We start from the raw sequence: 15,744 nt of genomic DNA, 5'->3' as shown, positions 1-15,744 counted from the left end.
CGTTCGTTGAGGCCGCCTTAGACGAGGTCGCCGTTCTTGATGCTCTTGGCGAAGGCGTTCCACTGCCGGCCGGTGAACACCAGCGCCGGTCCCGTGACGTTCTTGCTGTCACGGACCCCTCGACGTCCACCGGACAGCTTCGCGACTTCAACGCAGTTACCGCCGTCCGGGCCTGACCAGGTGGACTTACGCCAAACGGCCGCTTCCAGTTCTAGAGTCAGCTCGTCCATTGATGCATGGTCTCCTTGATCAGCTCCATGGAATCCCGCTGGGGGAGCGCTTCGGACCGTATTCCTTCGTACCTGAATGTTAGGGTTCGGAGGTCTTCTGGTCGTTCGGTTACCCGTCCCAATATCCCGGCTGATTCGACGTATGCCGTATCGGCGACACCCTGCGCTTGTGCGATAACGAACCCACCGGCGAGGCCGGTCGTGGAGTAGGCGCTGTGCGGGAGTATCTGGATGGTCGTCCGAGGCAACTGCCCGACTTCGAGGAGATGCTCGAGCTGCGCGGCCATTACGGCGGGACTGCCGATCGGGCGCTTCAGGACTCCTTCGTCGAGTACCACCCAAAGGAGCGGAGGTTTGGGGCGCCTCAGAATCGACTGGCGTTCCATCCGCGCAACCACCTGTTCTTCGATCTGCTCGGGTGTCACACCGATCTCGCCACTCAAGATCGCTCTGGCATAGTCCTCGGTCTGGAACAGCCCGGGAATCACCAGGGCTTCCCAGGTGCGAAGAGCTTCTGCCGTGGCTTCGACGTCCAGCCATGGACGGAACCAGGGCGGGGCCGTCGAACGACTGACCATCGGCCAGAGGCGCATCAATGCCCCTTCGGCTTCCAAAGCCTCGTCGCAGTGGCGGGCGAACTCCTCGGACGGTGACCGTTTCGCGGTCTCGATCATGCTGATCGTGCCGACCGAGTACGGCACCGCGCGGGCCAGGCGCAGCTGGGACCATCCTCGTTCCTTGCGGTGTCGCCGCAGCTCGAAGCCGAACAGGGCGGTCGGGGATTCGGAGGGGTTGAGATCGATTTCCTTTGGCATCGGGGGCTCCGAAGGCTCTTCCTCAGCTTTTCACGAGGGTTTCAGTTAAAGCGTTGATGACTGGTTGAAGTTGATCAATCACACACTGTAGCCAAAGCCTGGGAAGGTGGAAAGGTCGGTCGGGAACGAGTTTTCGAGCAGGGGAAGTCATGGAGCCATCGAGCGCGGAGCCGAGGATTCTCGGAGCGGCGACTCTCGCCAGTGTTCACGAATCTGTTTCGCGCGCATGCTCTGAAGTGCGCGGATGGCTGGGAGCCGCCCATCCCGTCATCGACGACGTAGTCCTCGCCACATCCGAGCTGGTGACCAATGCGATCACGCACTCCAGCTCGAAGCCGAGCGATTTCATCGGCCTCACCCTCATCGAGGCGGACGACGCCGTCGTCATAGAGGTGAGTGATCCGGGTTCCATCTTCTCCGGCCCTCATGTACGGAAAGAGCCGCAGTCCGAGCACGGCCGGGGGCTGCTGATAGTCCGCGAGATCTCGCTCGCCTGGGGAACGCGTGAACTCAGCCCGGGTCTGGGCCGTACCGTCTGGTGTGCCATCCGGTTGATCAAGGCTCGCGATGACGCGCCAACTCGCGTGTCCGGCTAGAAAGGCGCCGCCCCGCAAGCGGCTCGCCTTTTGGACGTGGCTCCTCGGCGGAGGTGAGAACGGAGCCCGTCACCAGACGTCCGGCCGGGGCCTTCCCCTCGTGCCCCGCCCGGACCGGCCCCCCGGCGACCTCGGTCGCGCCCCCGCGGGGGGCCACACCACACTTCAGACCGGCGCGCGGTGTGGGGTGCCCTTTAGATCGCCTCCTCGCGGCTGGAGAAGTAGTTGTTGTAGGTACGAGGTGACGCATCCGCCGCCGCGGCGATCTCCTCGACGTGTCGCCAGGGCGCCGACCGGCGTGTCAGTGAGAAGCGGCCGGGCCGTTCATTTCGTGGGGGTCAGGCCCAGGAGGTGGGCCTGGGTCAGCGCCATGTGGTCGAAGGCGGCGGCGCGGTCTTGCTCGATGACGTTCTTGTACATGCCGAACAGCTCGAAGCTCACCGAGCCGTAGATGGCGGTCCAGGACTCCAGCGCCCGCAGGATCATGTCGTCGGAGAGCGTGGAGAACAGTGCCTCGCGGAGCGGCCCGGCATCCGCCGCGAAGCTTTCGGGAGCGGGCGGAAGGCCTGGCAACGGCGACAACCGCCCCGCTTCGTCGGCGTCGCGCAGGATCTCCGCGAAGACGATGCCGTCGCGGGCGGCGGCCACCGCGGTGTCCTGGGGCGCGACGTAGCCGGGCACGGGGGAGCCGTGGATCAGGGCGTACTCGTACGGGTGGGCGAGCGCCCAGGTGCGTATGGACCGGCAGGTGGCCATCCACCGGTCGAGGTGGCGGTCGCGGGGACACGCCGCGTCGGCCTCCTCCACGGCGGCCCCCACCGCGTTGAACGCCTCGATGATGAGCGCGGTGAGCAACTCGTCGCGGCTGGGGAAGTAACGGTAGATCGCCGACGAGACCATGCCGAGCTCCCGTGCCACGGCGCGCAGGGAGAGCCCGGAGGCGCCCTCGACGGCGAGCTGGCGCCGGGCCACCTCTTTGATCTCGCTGATCAGCTCGGCGCGGACACGTTCGCGAGCGGTACGGCTGGCGTTCATCCACCAGATCCTATCAGAGCGCTGCCGTGAATCGAGAGCACCGCTCTCCATCTCTCTATTTGGAGAGGAAGATCGTAAATAGGGTTAGAGGATATGATTTATTGGCGCTTGAGTTCTTATAAGGGTGGGAATTCGTATGCGTGAGCCGCTTGCCATCGCCGTCTCCCAGCCGTCGTGCGTTCCTTACGACGTCTCGGTGAACGCGATGACACACGCGGAGACGATACGTGCCGCCGGGGCCAGGGTGGTCGTCTTTCCCGAGCTCTCTTTGACGGGATACGAGCTGGACGCCCCGGCGATCACAGCCGAGGATCCGCGGCTGGCCCCGATGATCGAGGCCTGCGCCGAGACGGGATCGGTGGCGCTGGTGGGCGCTCCGGTGCGGGGCGAGGAGGGCCGTTCGCACATCGCGATGCTGGCCGTCGAAGGCACCGGTGCCACCGTGGCCTACCGCAAGATGTGGCTCGGCGCCATCGAGGCGGAGCGGTTCACGCCGGGTGGCAAGCCTGCCGTGCTCGACGTCGGCGGATGGCGGCTCGGCCTGGCCATCTGCAAGGACACCGGCGTGCCGCGGCACGCGTCCGACACCGCCGCCCTGGGGATCGACGTCTACGTGGCCGCCGTCCTGGAGTCCGTGGGGGACGCGGCCGTCCAGGAGGAGCGCGCCCGTCGCGTGGTCGCCGACCACCGGGTCCCGGTCGCGATGGCCAGCTTCGCCGGGTCGACCGGCGGTGGCTACGACCACGCCGCCGGACGTTCGGGTATCTGGTCGGCCGACGGGGCCGTGATCGCCCAGGCGGGCCCCGAGGTCGGCGCCATCACCCGCGCGACGCTCACCTGAGGACCTGTCGGCGGCGCAGGATGAGCCCGGCGAGGCAGGCCAGCAGGCTCGCAAGGAAGGCCGCGAAGAACAGGGCGATCGCAGGGTTGACCCAGGCGGGCACGAGGTCGTAGCCGGATCCGTCCGTCCACCTGCAGATCTGTCTCACCGGGAACGACGCCTGGGTCTCGATGGTCCTGAAGGCGCTGAAGGCCCGTCCGGCGGCCATCCCGCACATCTGGTCGGGGTCGAGGATGTAGAAGCCCGATCCGATGCCCGCGGCCCAGCAGAGCGCGGTGCCGAGAAACGACATCGCGGCCAGCTCGAGCAGCGGCTTCGGCGACAGGGCCTGCGCGGGTGTCGGTGGCCGGCCCCGCCTGACGGCACGGACGACACGCAGGGCCAGCCGGACGGCCAGCACGAGGAAGACCAGAGGTGCGAGAAGGAGGCAACAAATCAGGAACTCGGCCACCGAGGCACGCTATCGCGGGTTTCGCGGGCGATCCGCCCCGGCGGCGGCCGTCGACGACGTGGAAGCTGAGAGCGGCTAGTTGATTCGAGAGCGCTGCTCTTGACGTCAGGTGCTCTCTTGAGAGAGCATTGCTCTCGAAGCGGAGCGATGTAAACCTCACAGAGCTGGAGCCCACGATGCTGGCCGTGTTCAAGGGTGCCAACGCCGCCCTGATGTTCTTCCTGGAGCTGGGCGTCTACGGGGCCGTCGGCTACTGGGGTTTCACGTTCGCCTCCGGCTGGTGGCTCAAGATCCTCTTGGGCGTCGGAGCTCCGGTGCTGTTCGCCGTCGTGTGGGGCGTCTTCGGGTCGCCGAAGGCCGGCATCCCGCTGCACGGCCTGGCGCGCGCCGTCCTGGAGATCGCCTGGTTCGGCGGTGGCGTCGCCGCGGCGGCCGCCGCCGGCCTCATCACCACGTCGGTCGTCTTCGCCGCTCTCTTCGTCGTCAACGCGATCCTGCGGATCGTGTGGAACCAGGTCTGAGAACGACCCCCGCAAAGCAGATAGGGAGCCAGAACCATGGGCAAGCACGTCATCGTCGGTGCCGGACAGGTCGGCTCGCAGCTCGCCGAGTCACTCGCGGCGGACGGTCACGAGGTCGTCGTCGTCACCAGATCCGGCTCAGGCCCGGCCGCGGCCGGAGTCACCCGGGTGGCGGCGGACGCCGGGAACGCGGAGCGGCTCACCGACCTCGTGAAGGGCGCCGACGCGCTCTACAACTGCGCGAACCCGCAATACCACCGCTGGGCGCAAGACTGGCCGCCGATGGCCACGGCGCTGCTCACGGCGGCGGAGCGGAGCGGCGCCGTGCTGGTCACCCTCAGCAACCTCTACGGGTACGGGCCGGTCGACCGACCGATGACCGAGGACCTGCCCATGGCCGCGCCCGGTACGAAGGGGCAGGTGCGGGCGCGGATGTGGTCCGACGCGCTCGCCGCCCACCGGGCGGGGCGGGTACGGATGACCGAGGTGCGCGGATCCGACTACTTCGGGCCGGGGATGTCCGCCCAGTCGGTGTTCGGCGACCGCTTCATCGCGCCGATCCTGGCCGGGAAGACGGCATGGATCCCTGCCGACCCGGACCAGCCGCACAGCATGACCTACCTCCCTGACGTGGCCCGGGCCATGGCGGCGGTCGCCACCGACGAGCGGGCGTTGGGCCGCGCCTGGCACGTCCCGACGAGCCCCGCGCTGACGATCCGCCAGGTGGCCGAGCGCACCGCCGCGATCGCCGGCGCCCCGGCGCCCCGACTCAGGAGCATCCCCCACCTGGTGATGCGTGCGGCCGGGCTGTTCTCGCCCCTGCTGCGCGAGCTGGAGGAGACCCGCTACCAGTTCGTCCGGCCCTTCGTCGTCGACTCCTCGGCCTTCGAGACCACCTTCGGCATCGCCCCCACCCCCCTGGACGAAGCCCTCAAGCAAACCATCACCTGGCTGCGCACTACCAATCCCGCCCAGAACTCCTGAACCAAAGGATCTCAATCGTCGACACCCTTTGTGGTGCACCAAGCCGATCGCCGATGACCTCGTTCGCCGTACGATTTCGTAGCCGGACTTCTACGCTGTGTGAGCGAAGTGTGCTGAGTCCTCTGCGGTGACATCAGAGGTGCCGCGCACGGAGGCTCGGAACGTGACCGATGAAGGGGCGCTGCTGCCCGTGCATCCCGCGGCGGGGCACCCTATCCGGTGATTGGTCGATCGGCGATGATGATGACGAGCACAGCAAGGGGAGGAGGAACGCGACATGGACGACATCAGGACCCAGGCCGGTCTGCTGAATCAGAGCGATGCCGCACGCTTCCTCGATATCCGGCAGCAGACCTTCAACCGCTGGGCGCGGGGTTACGAACGGGGACGCCCGCTTCTGCACGTCCTCCCCTCTGCTGGGGCACGGGAGGCGACCGTGCCGTTCGTGGCCATGGCGGAGGCGTACGTCCTGGACGCCCTGAAGCGGGCCGGGGTGAAGCCGCACAAGATCCGGCCGGCGCTTCAACGGCTGCAGAAGGAGTTCGGGCACGAATATGCCCTCCTGGCTCCCGAGCTGGCGACGGACGGCATCGACGTTCTCTGGGATTTCTCGCGCACCAAGGCCGGTGCGGGGCTCATCGAGGCGAGAACCGGTCAGCATGTGATCCGCGAGATAGTGACCGACTACCTCGACTACGTCATGCGTGCCGAGGACGGCTTTCCCGGGAGTCTGCGCCTGCGGAGTTGCCTTCCGTCGAATGTGGTGGTCGACCCACTTCGAGCGTTCGGGCAACCTATCTTCGCCGGTACGCGAACACGGGTAGCCGAGGTGGCCGCCATGATGAAGGCAGGCGAGGCACCCGAGGTGATCGTCGATGAGCTTGGAGTCACGCTCGACGACGTCAGAACCGCCACCCGCATCCTCCTGGGCCACGCCGCCTGAGTTCTATCTCGACGAGAACAGCGTCAGCCGCAGCGTGCGAAAGCTGCTGTCAGGACTGGGCTACCAGGTCCACACCCCGTCTGAGCTGTTCGGGTCGCGAGAAAAGGCCCTCGGTGCGCCTGATGATCAGTGGCTCCCGATGGTCGGGCAGCGCGGCTGGGTAGTGATCGCGTCCGACATTCACATCTTCCAACGTCCGCATGAGCATCAGGCCTACCTCAAGGCCAGAGTCGCGGTGTTCCTGCTGCCGGGGGAGTCGAAGATCGAGGAGCGCACGACATTGATCGCGCACAATCTGTCCGCGATGTGCAGTGAAGCCAGCCAGTTTCGTTCGGGCGTGTGGCGGCTGACGCTGCGCGGGGCCGAGCCATACGTTGCGCCGGAAGCCAAGGGCAAGGGTGTCCGGCGCCCCAAGACCGTGAAATGTGAGTCTTCTGGTGGCTCGCTCACCTGGTTGACCGAACGTTTCGTACCTGTCGGGGATGGTGGCGATATCCAACGGGACGCTCGGAGCCGGTCAACTCGGTGACAAATACCAGGTCAACGTCCTGGCTAGGTGGTTGGTGCTTGGGTGCGCGATGATTTCCGAACATCTGGGGCTGTGGGGGCATCCAACAGAGGGCCTACCGACAGACAGGGAGTCACTGTGAACAATCGTGCACTGGCCGGTGCCGCGCTCGCCGTCGTGTTCACCTCCGCGTTCGCGTCAGCGCCGGGCGCCTCCGCCGAGGCGGGAGCGGCGCCGCGGCCGATCACCGGCGAGGCGGTCTACTTCTCCTACGAGCAGAAGTTCGGCGTCGACCGCTACGTGCCCGGCAAGGGCTTCGTGCGGATCGGCGAGCCGTCGGACAACTCCCAGTTCGCCGCCTCACCCGATGGCACGAAGGTCGCCTGGGTCACGCAGCGCGGAGAGGTGAAGGTCAAGAAGGGGGCCAAGGTGACGACCGTCGCCAAGAACGTGCCGACAGGCGTCCCCTGCCTCACGCCCGCCTGGTCGCCGGACTCCAGGCAGGTGGCGTTCGTCCCGGCGGGCAAGGGGGACTCCGTCATGGTGGTGAACGCCGACGGCACCGGCCGGCACCAGGCCGGTAAGACCCCCGGCGTCTGCCACCTCGCCTGGTCCGGCGACGGACGCTACCTGGCGGGCTACACCGGCACCGCCGATGCCGTCTACCGGCTCGATCTGCGGACCGGCAGGTCGGCGAAGGCCAAGGGCATCACGGCCCCCACCCACGTGCAGAGCGTGTCTCCCGGCGGGCGCGACGTGATCGTGAACGTCGTGCCCAAGGGCGAGCCGACGGGCGACGGCGGCTGGCCCAGCGCGTTCAGGCCGACCATCGTGGACATGGTCTCCGGCAAGCAGGTGGCGATCCCGGTCAAGGGGCGCCTGCTGGGCGCGCTCTATCTGCCCGACGGGCGGCTGGTGGTCCGGGTCGCCGGTGCCACGCGCAACACCCTGGTCGTGCTCGACCGCACGGGCAAGGAGTCGCAGCGCCTCGCCGAGCCCGCGGCTGCCAGGAAGAAGGGCTTGCTGCAGGTGGTCGCGTAACCGGGCGCGGGGGACGGGGAAACCGCTCGCGACGAGACCCGGGTACGGCTGGTCAAGCTCAACGCCACCGGGGACGGGCTCGCGCTCTACCGGAATGCGGGCCAGTGCTCTCGCCTTTAGGCGGGAGGTGGGGGCCCATGCGGGGGGTGCCTTCTGGGGTGCGGGCGTGTCTGAACCTTAGCGGGTGGGCCGGTCCTGGCCCTGGATGTACTTCCTGACGGTGGCGAGGTTGGCTCCGCCGGTTGAGCCCGCGTAGTAGGAGCGGGACCAGAAATGTCCGTCCCATAGGTACTTGCGGACGTGGGAGTCGTATTCCTTGCGCAGGTAGCGGGCGGAGACGCCCTTGAGGGAGTTCACCAAGATGGAGAGTGCGACCTTGGGCGGGAAGCCGACGAGCAGGTGGACGTGGTCGTCGGCGCCGTTGAACTCCACCAGCTCGCATCCGAAGTCGGCGCAGACGTTCCTCATGATCTCTTCGCAGCGAGTCAGCATCGGCTCCGTGAAGACGTTGCGAGGGTATTTGGTCAGGAAAACGAGGTGGACACTGAGTTCATGAACGCAGTGCCTTCCCCTGCGTACATCAGGGTTCTGCTCCATGACACCAAATGATACGATCATAGTGTGGAGATGGTGAAACAGACGCGTGCGCACGTCGCGCGCCTGGACCTGGACAAGCGGCAATCAGCCGTTTTGGGCGGTCAGGCGCACACCGCGCGCGCCTTGTGGAACCTGCTCCATGAGCTCACGACCTTCCGCCAGGGCCGGTTGGCGTCACTGAAGGAGTGCGACGCGGCGATTCGCCAGGGCCGCCACGAGATCGAGTGGATGGGGCAACTCCCCGCTCAGGCTGCGCAAGCCGTACTGAAGACCTACCGGCAGGCGTGGGCGAACTTCTTCAACCCCGACCACCCGGCCAAGCGCCCGACGTTAAAGGGCCGGTTCCGGTCCCGGATGGCCGTGGACGTCCCCCAGGCCCGCGACTTGCAGATCACCCGGATCAACCGCAGGTGGGGTGCGGTGAACCTGCCCAAGGTCGGGCGGGTGAGGTTCCGGTGGACAAAAGACCTGCCGGGCGTCACCAAGGGCGGACCATCCGGGAGGATCACCGGGGCTCGCCTGGTGAAACAAGCCCACGGGTGGAACATCGTGTTCCGTACCGAGCCGCTGGTATCGGCCCCCGTACCGCACACCGGACCGAAGGCCGGCATGGACCGGGGCATCACGGTCCCCCTCGCCCTGTCAAACGGGGAACACCTTCGGCACGGCCCGTGGCTCACCAGCGGGCAGAGCGAGCGGCTCTTGCGTCTGGAGCGCAAAAGCGCCCGTCAGCGCGCCACCCGCGAGAAAGGCAACCCGGTCTCCAACCGGGAACGCCGCACCTACGACCAGATCGCCCGGCTCCGCGCGACAGCCAAGCGCCGAGCCGTCGACTGGCAGCATCAGACCACGACCGACCTCGCGCGGCGGTTCAGCGTGATCGTGGTCGAAGACCTGAAGATCACCAACATGATGGCCTCGGCGTCTGGGACCGTGCAGGAGCCGGGGGTCAACGTCGCCCAGAAGCGGGGCCTGAACCGCTCGATCGCGGGCCAGGCGTGGGGCCGGACGGTGGAGCTGCTGACCTACAAGACCGCCGGCCGTGGCGGCCTGGTCGCCAAGGTCCGCCCGCACGGCACCAGCCAAGAGTGCCACCGCTGCCACACCACCACTCCAGGATCACGCGAAACGCAGTCGCGGTTCGCGTGCAAGAACCTGGCGTGCGGATGGATCGGCAACGCCGACACCAACGCCGCCCGAAACCAGCTTCATCGGTACAACTCTGCCGCCGGATGGGCGGTCACAGGACGTGGAGACTCCGGGATACCGGGGCCTGTGAAGCGTCAAGCATCCTGTCCCACAGTCTCGCCCGCACCCGCGCTGCGAGCTGCTGCGTAAGCAGCACAGGAATCCTCCACATTTATGTGGAGGAGCACGTCAAAGGTCCTTCGGGTTCGACCTACTGACCTACCTGCCCCGCTATCCGGCACTCCAGCTCCGGCTGGACGACTCCATGGCCTTCCCCCTGGGGAGGCGGGCTCCGCTGTGACGGGGCTCCGGCCGTAGTCTCTCGCCATGGAGACCACGCGGGTGGCGATGATCGGGCTCGGGGACATCGCGGAGAAGGCCTATCTGCCGGTCCTGGGGGCCACCCCGGGCATCGAGCTGCTGCTCTGCACGAGGAACGGGGCGGCGCTCGACCGCCTGGGTGAGGCCTATCGCGTTCCGGCCAGGTACACCTCGGTCGAGCAGGTGATCGACGCCGGCGTCGAGGCGGCGTTCGTGCACGCCGCGACCCGGGCGCACGTGGAGATCGTGGAGTCGCTGCTGCTGGCCGGGGTGCACGTCTACGTCGACAAGCCGATCGCCGACAACCTCGCCGACGCCGAGAAGCTCGTACGGTTGGCCGGCGAGCGGCGGCGGTCGCTCATGGTGGGCTTCAACAGGCGGTACGCCCCGGGGTACGCCGGGCTGCGGGAGCTCCCGCGTGACCTGGTCATCATGCAGAAGAACCGGGCAGGGCAGCCTGACGATCCGAGGCGGGTCATCTTCGACGACTTCATCCATGTGGTGGATACGCTGCGATTCCTGGCGTCGGGCGAAATTTCGGAAATGTCAGTAGACCTCCGGCTCCGCGACGGGCTGCTGGAGCACGTGGTCCTCCACCTCTCCGGACGGGCCTCCGGGGAAGGAGGACGGGCCTCCGGGGGAGGGGGACGATCCTCCGGGGCAGGCGGACGGGCCTATGGGGCAGACGGACGAGTCTCTGGGGGAGGCGAGCAGTCCTCGGGTGGAGGCGGGCGGGGCACAGGGAACGCGGGTGGCTCCTCGGTGGCCGGTGAGGTGTCCATGTTCACCGCGATCGGCATCATGAGCAGGGTCAGCGGGGCGAACGAGGAGACCTGCGAGGTGATCGGCGGTGGCGGCAAGCGCCGGGTCGCCAACCTCGCCGACGTGGTGGACCACTCGGGCGGCGAGACGCTGACACGGCGCGGCGACTGGACCCCGGTCGCCCGGCAGCGCGGCATCGAGCAGCTCTGCCAGGAGTTCCTCGCGTCCGTACGGGAGGGCCGGGTCATCTCGGCGGAGGATGCCCTCGCCACCCACGCCATCTGCGAGGACATCGTCACCCAGGCACTCAACGGCAAGTCCGCCCCCTGGTAGCCGATCGTCACTCCGGCTCCTGCCGGGAGGGCCGTCCGCTTGGTAAGGAAACGTCGCTCAGCCGCTGGCCGGAGGTACCCCTGGCAGGGCGGGGTCGCTCAGGCGCTTGCGGGAAGGCCGACGGGCTCCGCGGTGAAATGACACACCCCTCGTCCGTCGGGCACACGGGAGAGGGGTGCGCCGGGACGGAGAGGGGCGTGCCGCGCGCTGACCGGCTATCGGGTCGGCGCGCTGCCGCAGCCGTTGGCCCGTTCAGGATTACGGGCCCGGCCACAGGCGGGGAAACAGGTCACTGGTCTCCTTACGGTTCAACGGGAGTAGAGGCCGCGGTCACTCTCGCGGGAAGAGGCCGGCGGGAGGAGTCCCCGGCCGGGGGGTGGGTTTTCGGAGGGGTCAGCGGGAGGAGAGGTACTGGTCGCCGAGGGCGCGCAGGCGGGTGTGGGCGGACTCGTAGATCTCCGGGCCGCCGAGGTACGCCTTCGGGAGCTTGGCGACCATCGTGTAGTTGGTGTCGCACACGTTGCCCACGGGAGCCTCGGCGCCCTGGCTGATCAACTGGTAGGCGTCCAGCTCGTCGAGCCCGGTCAGCGACGCCGTCCAGGTGATGAGGTCGTGCTGGCTGATCCGGTAGGCGTCCTCCAGCGGGCGCGCCGACCCCGTGGACATGAGGTGCCCGTCGTCCTCCAGGCGCGGCCACGGCGTGGCGACGCCCTTGATCAGCTCGACGGCGACGACGGTGTTCATCGCCGCCTCCACCGCGGTGCCGCAGACCTCGCCGTGCCCCTGGCGGCAGTGCCCGTCGCCGATGGAGAACAGCCCGCCCTCGACGTTGACCCCGAGGTACACCGTGACCCCGGCCCGCAGTTCGGGGGTGTCCATGTTGCCGCCGTGCGCGTCCGGCGTGATCGTCATCCGCGCCTCGGAGGCCGCCGGGGCGACGCCCACGGTGCCGTGCATCGGGTCGAGCGGCATCTCGACGCTGAAGTCGCCGCGCCTGGCCTGGTAGCGCACGACCCGCTTCTCCACGTCGACCTCGTACAGCCACACGACCTCTTCGAGCGGCTGGTGCAGCATCGCCGTGGTGTGGGTGGCGGTCAGCGCCCCGAAGTGCGGGAACGTCGTGGAGACCGCCCAGTCGCGTGCCGGCTCGATGGAGACGAAGTGCAGGGCGAGCGTGTCGCCCGGCTCGGCGCCCTCGACGTGGAAGGGGCCGGTGACCGGGTTGAGGTACGGGAACTCGCACACCTTCGAGGGCAGGTCGCCGAAGCCGCGCACCCGCCCGCCGAAGCAGTCCTCGGTGAAGAGCTCCACGACCGTGCCCGGCCTGATCCTGCCCACGGCGGGACGACCCCCGAACGTGTAGGACAGTTCCTCCGCGGCGGGCTGGTAGGAGACGACGTTCACTCGGAGACCTCCGTGTTGATCGCGGACAGGGTGGGACGCCGGCCCATCATGTAGCTGCCGGCGAGGATGATGACGCCGATCGCCAGCCAGACGAAGCCGAGCACCTGGGCGGCGACCTTGGCGTTGATGACGACGTAGAGCAGGATCAGGAAGCCGATGGCCGGGGCCACGAGGTGCCTCCACCAGTCGCGGCTGCCCTTGCGCACCACGTAGTGGACGACGACGGACACGTGCAGGGCCAGGAACGCCGTCATCGCGCCGAAGTTCACCAGCGTGCCCAGCAGCGTGATGCCGTCTTCGCGCGAGCTCATGTACACGCCGAGCACCAGGGAGACCGCGGCGACCAGGAAGGTGGCGTTGACCGGCACCTTGTGCTTCGGGTGGACCTTGCCGAGGAAGCTCGGGAGCTGGCGGTCGCGGGCCATCGCGAACAGCAGGCGCGAGGTGGCGGCCTGGGCGACCAGGGAGTTGGCGAAGCCCCAGGCCACGGCGGTGGCGACGGCGGTCAGCACGCTCAGCCAGTGGCCGCCCGCGTACGCGGCGGTGTCGTAGAAGGCCGTGCCCGCCGGGTCGCCCTTGGTGAGGAGCTCCTCGCGGTTGGGAGCGAGCAGGGCGGCGACCCAGGTCTGCACGATGAACAGCACGCCGGCCAGCGCGAGCGCGTAGACCATGGACCGGCCGAGCTTGCGGCTGTCCTCGCGGCTCTCCTCGGCCAGCATCGAGATGCCGTCGAAGCCGAGGAAGGACAGCACCGCCACCGACACGGCTCCGAAGACCAGTGGCCAGGAGAACGTCGAAGAGTTGAACAGCGGGCTGAACGGGTCGCCGTGCCCCTTGCCCTGCGCCAGGGCGACGAGCCCGATGACCAGGAAGATGGCCAGCACGATCAGCTCGGCCACCAGCATGATCTTGTTCATCCGCGCGGTCATCTCGATGCCGAGGTAGTTGACCACGGTGTTGAGCACGATGAAGCCGATCAGCCACGCCCAGATCGGCACGGCAGGGATGAACGACGCCATGGCCGCGCTCGCCACGAGGTACAGCAGGGCCGGCACGAGCACGTAGTCGAGCAGGATGACCCAGCCCGCGAGGAAGCCCACCGGGGCGGAGATCCCGCGTCCCGCGTAGGTGTAGACCGAGCCCGCCATCGGGAAGGCCCGCGCCATCTGCGAGTACGACAGCGCCGTGAACGCCATCGCGACCATGCCGATGACGTAGGCGAGCGCCACCATCCCGCCCGAGGCCTGGAAGACGCCGCCGAAGATGCCGAACGGCGCGATCGGCACCATGAAGATCAGGCCGTAGATCAGCAGGTCGGTGAAGCTCAGCGACCGCTGCAGCTCCTGCTTGTAGCCGAAGCGCTCAACGCCGGGGCCCGTGCCCGGCGGGGATGCGGACGATGGCGACGTATCGGAGGGAGAGGACATGGACGGCTCCTTCAAACGCGGGGGCAGAGCCGTACGATAGGGGTATTCCTTGAAAACGAAAAGGTTTCTTATGGAAGTTTTACGCGCCGGTCACACCGCACGCCCGTACCTAGGCGGAGGTCACCATCTCGAAGTCGAGCCCGTCGGCCCGTCCCACGTAGACCCGCTGCCGCACGTGGCGGTCCGTGAGGGTGAGGCGGCCCCGGCCGCTGGTGATCGTGGTGCCGTCGGCGACCGCCTCGATCGCGGGGACCGCGAGGGTGCCCGCGCGGCCGGCCAGGGCCGCGAGCATGAGCACACCCTCGTAGCAGCCGTGGCCGTGCCCGTTCAGCAGCGGCGCGGCCGGGCCGAACCGCCGGGTGTACCGCTCGGCCAGGCTGACGTTGGCGTCGGTGGCGATGCTGCCGAAGTAGCCCATCGCGGCGTACAGCTCGCCGGTGGAGTCGCCGCCGATGGCCAGCAGGCCGTGCTCCTCCAGCGCCCCGCACAGCCGCGCGCATGCCAGCCCGCTCGCCGTGAAGGCCCGGTTGAACGCCACCAGGTCGCTGCCGATGAGGTTGAGCAGCACCGCGTCGGGCCGTACGGCGGCCAGCTCCTCGATCAGCGGGGCCATCGCGGCGGTGCCGGACGGGACGAACCGCTCGCCGACGACGGTCGCCGAGCGCGCCCGGATGTGCCTGCGCGCCGAGGCGTGCACCAGGCGCGGCCAGACGTAGTCGTTGCCGAGCAGAAACCAGCGCTTCGCCCCGCGGTGGTCGATCAGCCAGTCGAGACCCGGGCCGACCTGCCGGGACGCGGGCTCGCCGAGGAAGTAGACCCCGGGGTCGCGCGCGCGGCCCTCGTAGGGCGGGGTGTAGACGAACGGCACGGCGGCGCCCAGCGAGCGCTCGATCGCGACGCGCACGTCGCTGGCGTGGGTGCCGACGAGGGCCTGTACGGCGCCCTCGCGCACGAGCGCGATGACCTCGCGGGCGACCTGGGCCGGGCCGCGGCCGCCGTCGATGAGGACCAGCTCGACCTGCCTGCCGAGCACGCCGCCCGCGGCGTTGACCTCGGAGGCGGCGAGCATGGCGCAGTTGATGGCGCACGGCCCGAGCAGGCCGAGCACGCCGGAGACGGGCACCACCAGGCCGACGCGAAGCGTTTCGGCCCTGAGCAGATGAGCTTCAAGGGGGTCGATGACCACCGTGACGGGATCGGCCACGTGCAAGAGTATCCTCCTTGCGCACTCGCGGACGAAGGGAGCCCTCGATGGTGACGGCGGAGTCCGATGGTGACGGCGGGGCTCGCGATTCGTCCCTGCGATCGGTGACGACCGGGCTCGGCTCCTCCCTGGCGTACCTGCTGAGCCGTGCCGAGCGGAGCGTGAACCGCGACCTGGCCGCGGTGCTGGCGGCGGAGGAGATCTCCGTCGACCAGTGGCGCATCCTCCAGGCGCTCGCCGACGGCCGAGGTCACACCATGGGCGACCTGGCCGAGGCCGCGCTCATGCCGCACCCCACGCTGACCAAGGCGGTCGACCGGCTCGTCGAGCGGGCGGTGGTTTACAGAGGACATGACCCAGCGGATCGCCGCAAAGTAGCTGTTTTCCTCGCAAATCGGGGCAGTGACCTCCTGAGCCGCCTGGAGGCGGGCATCGCCGAGCACCACCGGGCCATCCTCGCGACCTACGGCACGGAGCGCACCGAGCGGCTCATGCACGAGCTCGAACTGCTGGTCCGGTCCCTCGAAGGCTGACCTCCAGCGG

Annotated in this window: 18 protein-coding genes; 10 read left to right on the top strand and 8 right to left on the bottom strand. The window is 68.4% G+C overall.

What is annotated here, in order from left to right:
- Window positions 1-17: 17 nt before the first annotated feature.
- Together OG589_RS25095 and OG589_RS25090 are read right to left on the bottom strand one after the other, a co-directional pair.
- A complete protein-coding gene (locus OG589_RS25095) occupies window positions 18-230 on the bottom strand; it encodes a DUF397 domain-containing protein (protein WP_405140097.1) in 213 nt (70 codons plus the stop codon).
- Window positions 218-1,045, bottom strand: a complete 828-nt coding sequence (locus tag OG589_RS25090) for a helix-turn-helix domain-containing protein (protein WP_405140096.1) — start codon at window positions 1,043-1,045, stop codon at window positions 218-220. Before OG589_RS25090 ends, OG589_RS25095 begins: the two co-directional genes overlap by 13 nt.
- Before the next feature lie 149 nt (window positions 1,046-1,194).
- Here OG589_RS25090 and OG589_RS25085 point away from each other — a divergent pair, with 149 nt between their 5' ends.
- On the top strand, window positions 1,195-1,641 hold the full coding sequence (locus OG589_RS25085; protein ID WP_405140094.1) for an ATP-binding protein: 447 nt from the start codon (window positions 1,195-1,197) through the stop codon (window positions 1,639-1,641).
- 324 nt (window positions 1,642-1,965) lie between these two features.
- On the opposite strand, the gene OG589_RS25080 is transcribed toward OG589_RS25085, so the two are convergent.
- Window positions 1,966-2,676 (bottom strand): TetR/AcrR family transcriptional regulator, encoded by a 711-nt coding sequence (locus tag OG589_RS25080; protein WP_405140092.1) that lies wholly within the window; start codon window positions 2,674-2,676, stop codon window positions 1,966-1,968.
- Between the two features lie 136 nt (window positions 2,677-2,812).
- Between OG589_RS25080 and OG589_RS25075 the strand changes: the two genes are divergently transcribed.
- Complete coding sequence (locus OG589_RS25075; protein ID WP_405140090.1) at window positions 2,813-3,517, top strand: carbon-nitrogen hydrolase family protein; 705 nt, start codon at window positions 2,813-2,815, stop codon at window positions 3,515-3,517.
- Here the strand turns inward: OG589_RS25075 and OG589_RS25070 are convergent.
- Window positions 3,510-3,968, bottom strand: coding sequence for a hypothetical protein (locus OG589_RS25070; protein ID WP_405140088.1), 459 nt, complete (start codon window positions 3,966-3,968; stop codon window positions 3,510-3,512). The two genes, OG589_RS25075 and OG589_RS25070, sit on opposite strands and share 8 nt — an antisense overlap.
- Window positions 3,969-4,144: 176 nt before the next feature.
- On the opposite strand from OG589_RS25070, the gene OG589_RS25065 reads away from it, so the two are divergent.
- The 5 genes from OG589_RS25065 (at window position 4,145) to OG589_RS25045 (ending at window position 7,965) form a co-directional block, all read left to right on the top strand.
- Window positions 4,145-4,489 carry a YrdB family protein gene (locus tag OG589_RS25065; RefSeq protein ID WP_405140087.1) on the top strand — a complete coding sequence of 115 codons (345 nt, stop codon included), beginning with the start codon at window positions 4,145-4,147 and terminating at the stop codon, window positions 4,487-4,489.
- Window positions 4,490-4,525: 36 nt separating this feature from the next.
- On the top strand, window positions 4,526-5,473 hold the full coding sequence (locus tag OG589_RS25060; RefSeq protein WP_405140085.1) for an NAD-dependent epimerase/dehydratase family protein: 948 nt from the start codon (window positions 4,526-4,528) through the stop codon (window positions 5,471-5,473).
- 277 nt (window positions 5,474-5,750) lie between these two features.
- Window positions 5,751-6,416: a DUF433 domain-containing protein gene (locus OG589_RS25055; RefSeq protein ID WP_405140083.1), complete on the top strand. Its 666-nt coding sequence runs from the start codon at window positions 5,751-5,753 to the stop codon at window positions 6,414-6,416.
- Window positions 6,349-6,945: a hypothetical protein gene (locus OG589_RS25050; RefSeq protein WP_405140081.1), complete on the top strand. Its 597-nt coding sequence runs from the start codon at window positions 6,349-6,351 to the stop codon at window positions 6,943-6,945. The genes OG589_RS25055 and OG589_RS25050 overlap by 68 nt, the downstream gene beginning before the upstream one ends.
- Window positions 6,946-7,062: 117 nt before the next feature.
- Window positions 7,063-7,965, top strand: a complete 903-nt coding sequence (locus OG589_RS25045) for a hypothetical protein (RefSeq protein ID WP_405140079.1) — start codon at window positions 7,063-7,065, stop codon at window positions 7,963-7,965.
- 177 nt (window positions 7,966-8,142) lie between these two features.
- Here the strand turns inward: OG589_RS25045 and tnpA are convergent, their stop codons facing one another.
- Entirely contained in the window at window positions 8,143-8,562 is a 420-nt protein-coding gene (tnpA, locus tag OG589_RS25040; protein WP_405140077.1) for an IS200/IS605 family transposase, read from the bottom strand.
- Window positions 8,563-8,592: 30 nt separating this feature from the next.
- Here tnpA and OG589_RS25035 point away from each other — a divergent pair, with 30 nt between their 5' ends.
- Both OG589_RS25035 and OG589_RS25030 read left to right on the top strand, forming a co-directional pair.
- Window positions 8,593-9,900: an RNA-guided endonuclease InsQ/TnpB family protein gene (locus tag OG589_RS25035; RefSeq protein ID WP_405140075.1), complete on the top strand. Its 1,308-nt coding sequence runs from the start codon at window positions 8,593-8,595 to the stop codon at window positions 9,898-9,900.
- Between the two features lie 177 nt (window positions 9,901-10,077).
- A complete protein-coding gene (locus OG589_RS25030; RefSeq protein WP_405140073.1) occupies window positions 10,078-11,166 on the top strand; it encodes a Gfo/Idh/MocA family protein in 1,089 nt (362 codons plus the stop codon).
- Between the two features lie 393 nt (window positions 11,167-11,559).
- Here OG589_RS25030 and OG589_RS25025 read toward each other — a convergent pair whose 3' ends face one another.
- From OG589_RS25025 to OG589_RS25015, 3 genes are all read right to left on the bottom strand, one after another.
- Window positions 11,560-12,570, bottom strand: a complete 1,011-nt coding sequence (locus OG589_RS25025; protein WP_405140071.1) for an acetamidase/formamidase family protein — start codon at window positions 12,568-12,570, stop codon at window positions 11,560-11,562.
- On the bottom strand, window positions 12,567-13,997 hold the full coding sequence (locus tag OG589_RS25020) for an APC family permease (RefSeq protein WP_405140069.1): 1,431 nt from the start codon (window positions 13,995-13,997) through the stop codon (window positions 12,567-12,569). The genes OG589_RS25025 and OG589_RS25020 overlap by 4 nt, the downstream gene beginning before the upstream one ends.
- A gap of 109 nt (window positions 13,998-14,106) precedes the next feature.
- Window positions 14,107-15,201, bottom strand: a complete 1,095-nt coding sequence (locus OG589_RS25015) for a substrate-binding domain-containing protein (protein WP_405140067.1) — start codon at window positions 15,199-15,201, stop codon at window positions 14,107-14,109.
- A gap of 47 nt (window positions 15,202-15,248) precedes the next feature.
- On the opposite strand from OG589_RS25015, the gene OG589_RS25010 reads away from it, so the two are divergent.
- Complete coding sequence (locus tag OG589_RS25010; RefSeq protein WP_405140065.1) at window positions 15,249-15,734, top strand: MarR family winged helix-turn-helix transcriptional regulator; 486 nt, start codon at window positions 15,249-15,251, stop codon at window positions 15,732-15,734.
- The last annotated feature ends 10 nt before the right edge of the window (window positions 15,735-15,744 follow it).

It is taken from the genome of Sphaerisporangium sp. NBC_01403 (assembly GCF_045040145.1).
GTDB classification, from domain to species: domain Bacteria; phylum Actinomycetota; class Actinomycetes; order Streptosporangiales; family Streptosporangiaceae; genus Sphaerisporangium; species Sphaerisporangium viridialbum.
The sequence above is the reverse complement of the archived record's forward strand: the minus strand, read 5'-3'. Positions and strand labels throughout refer to the sequence as shown.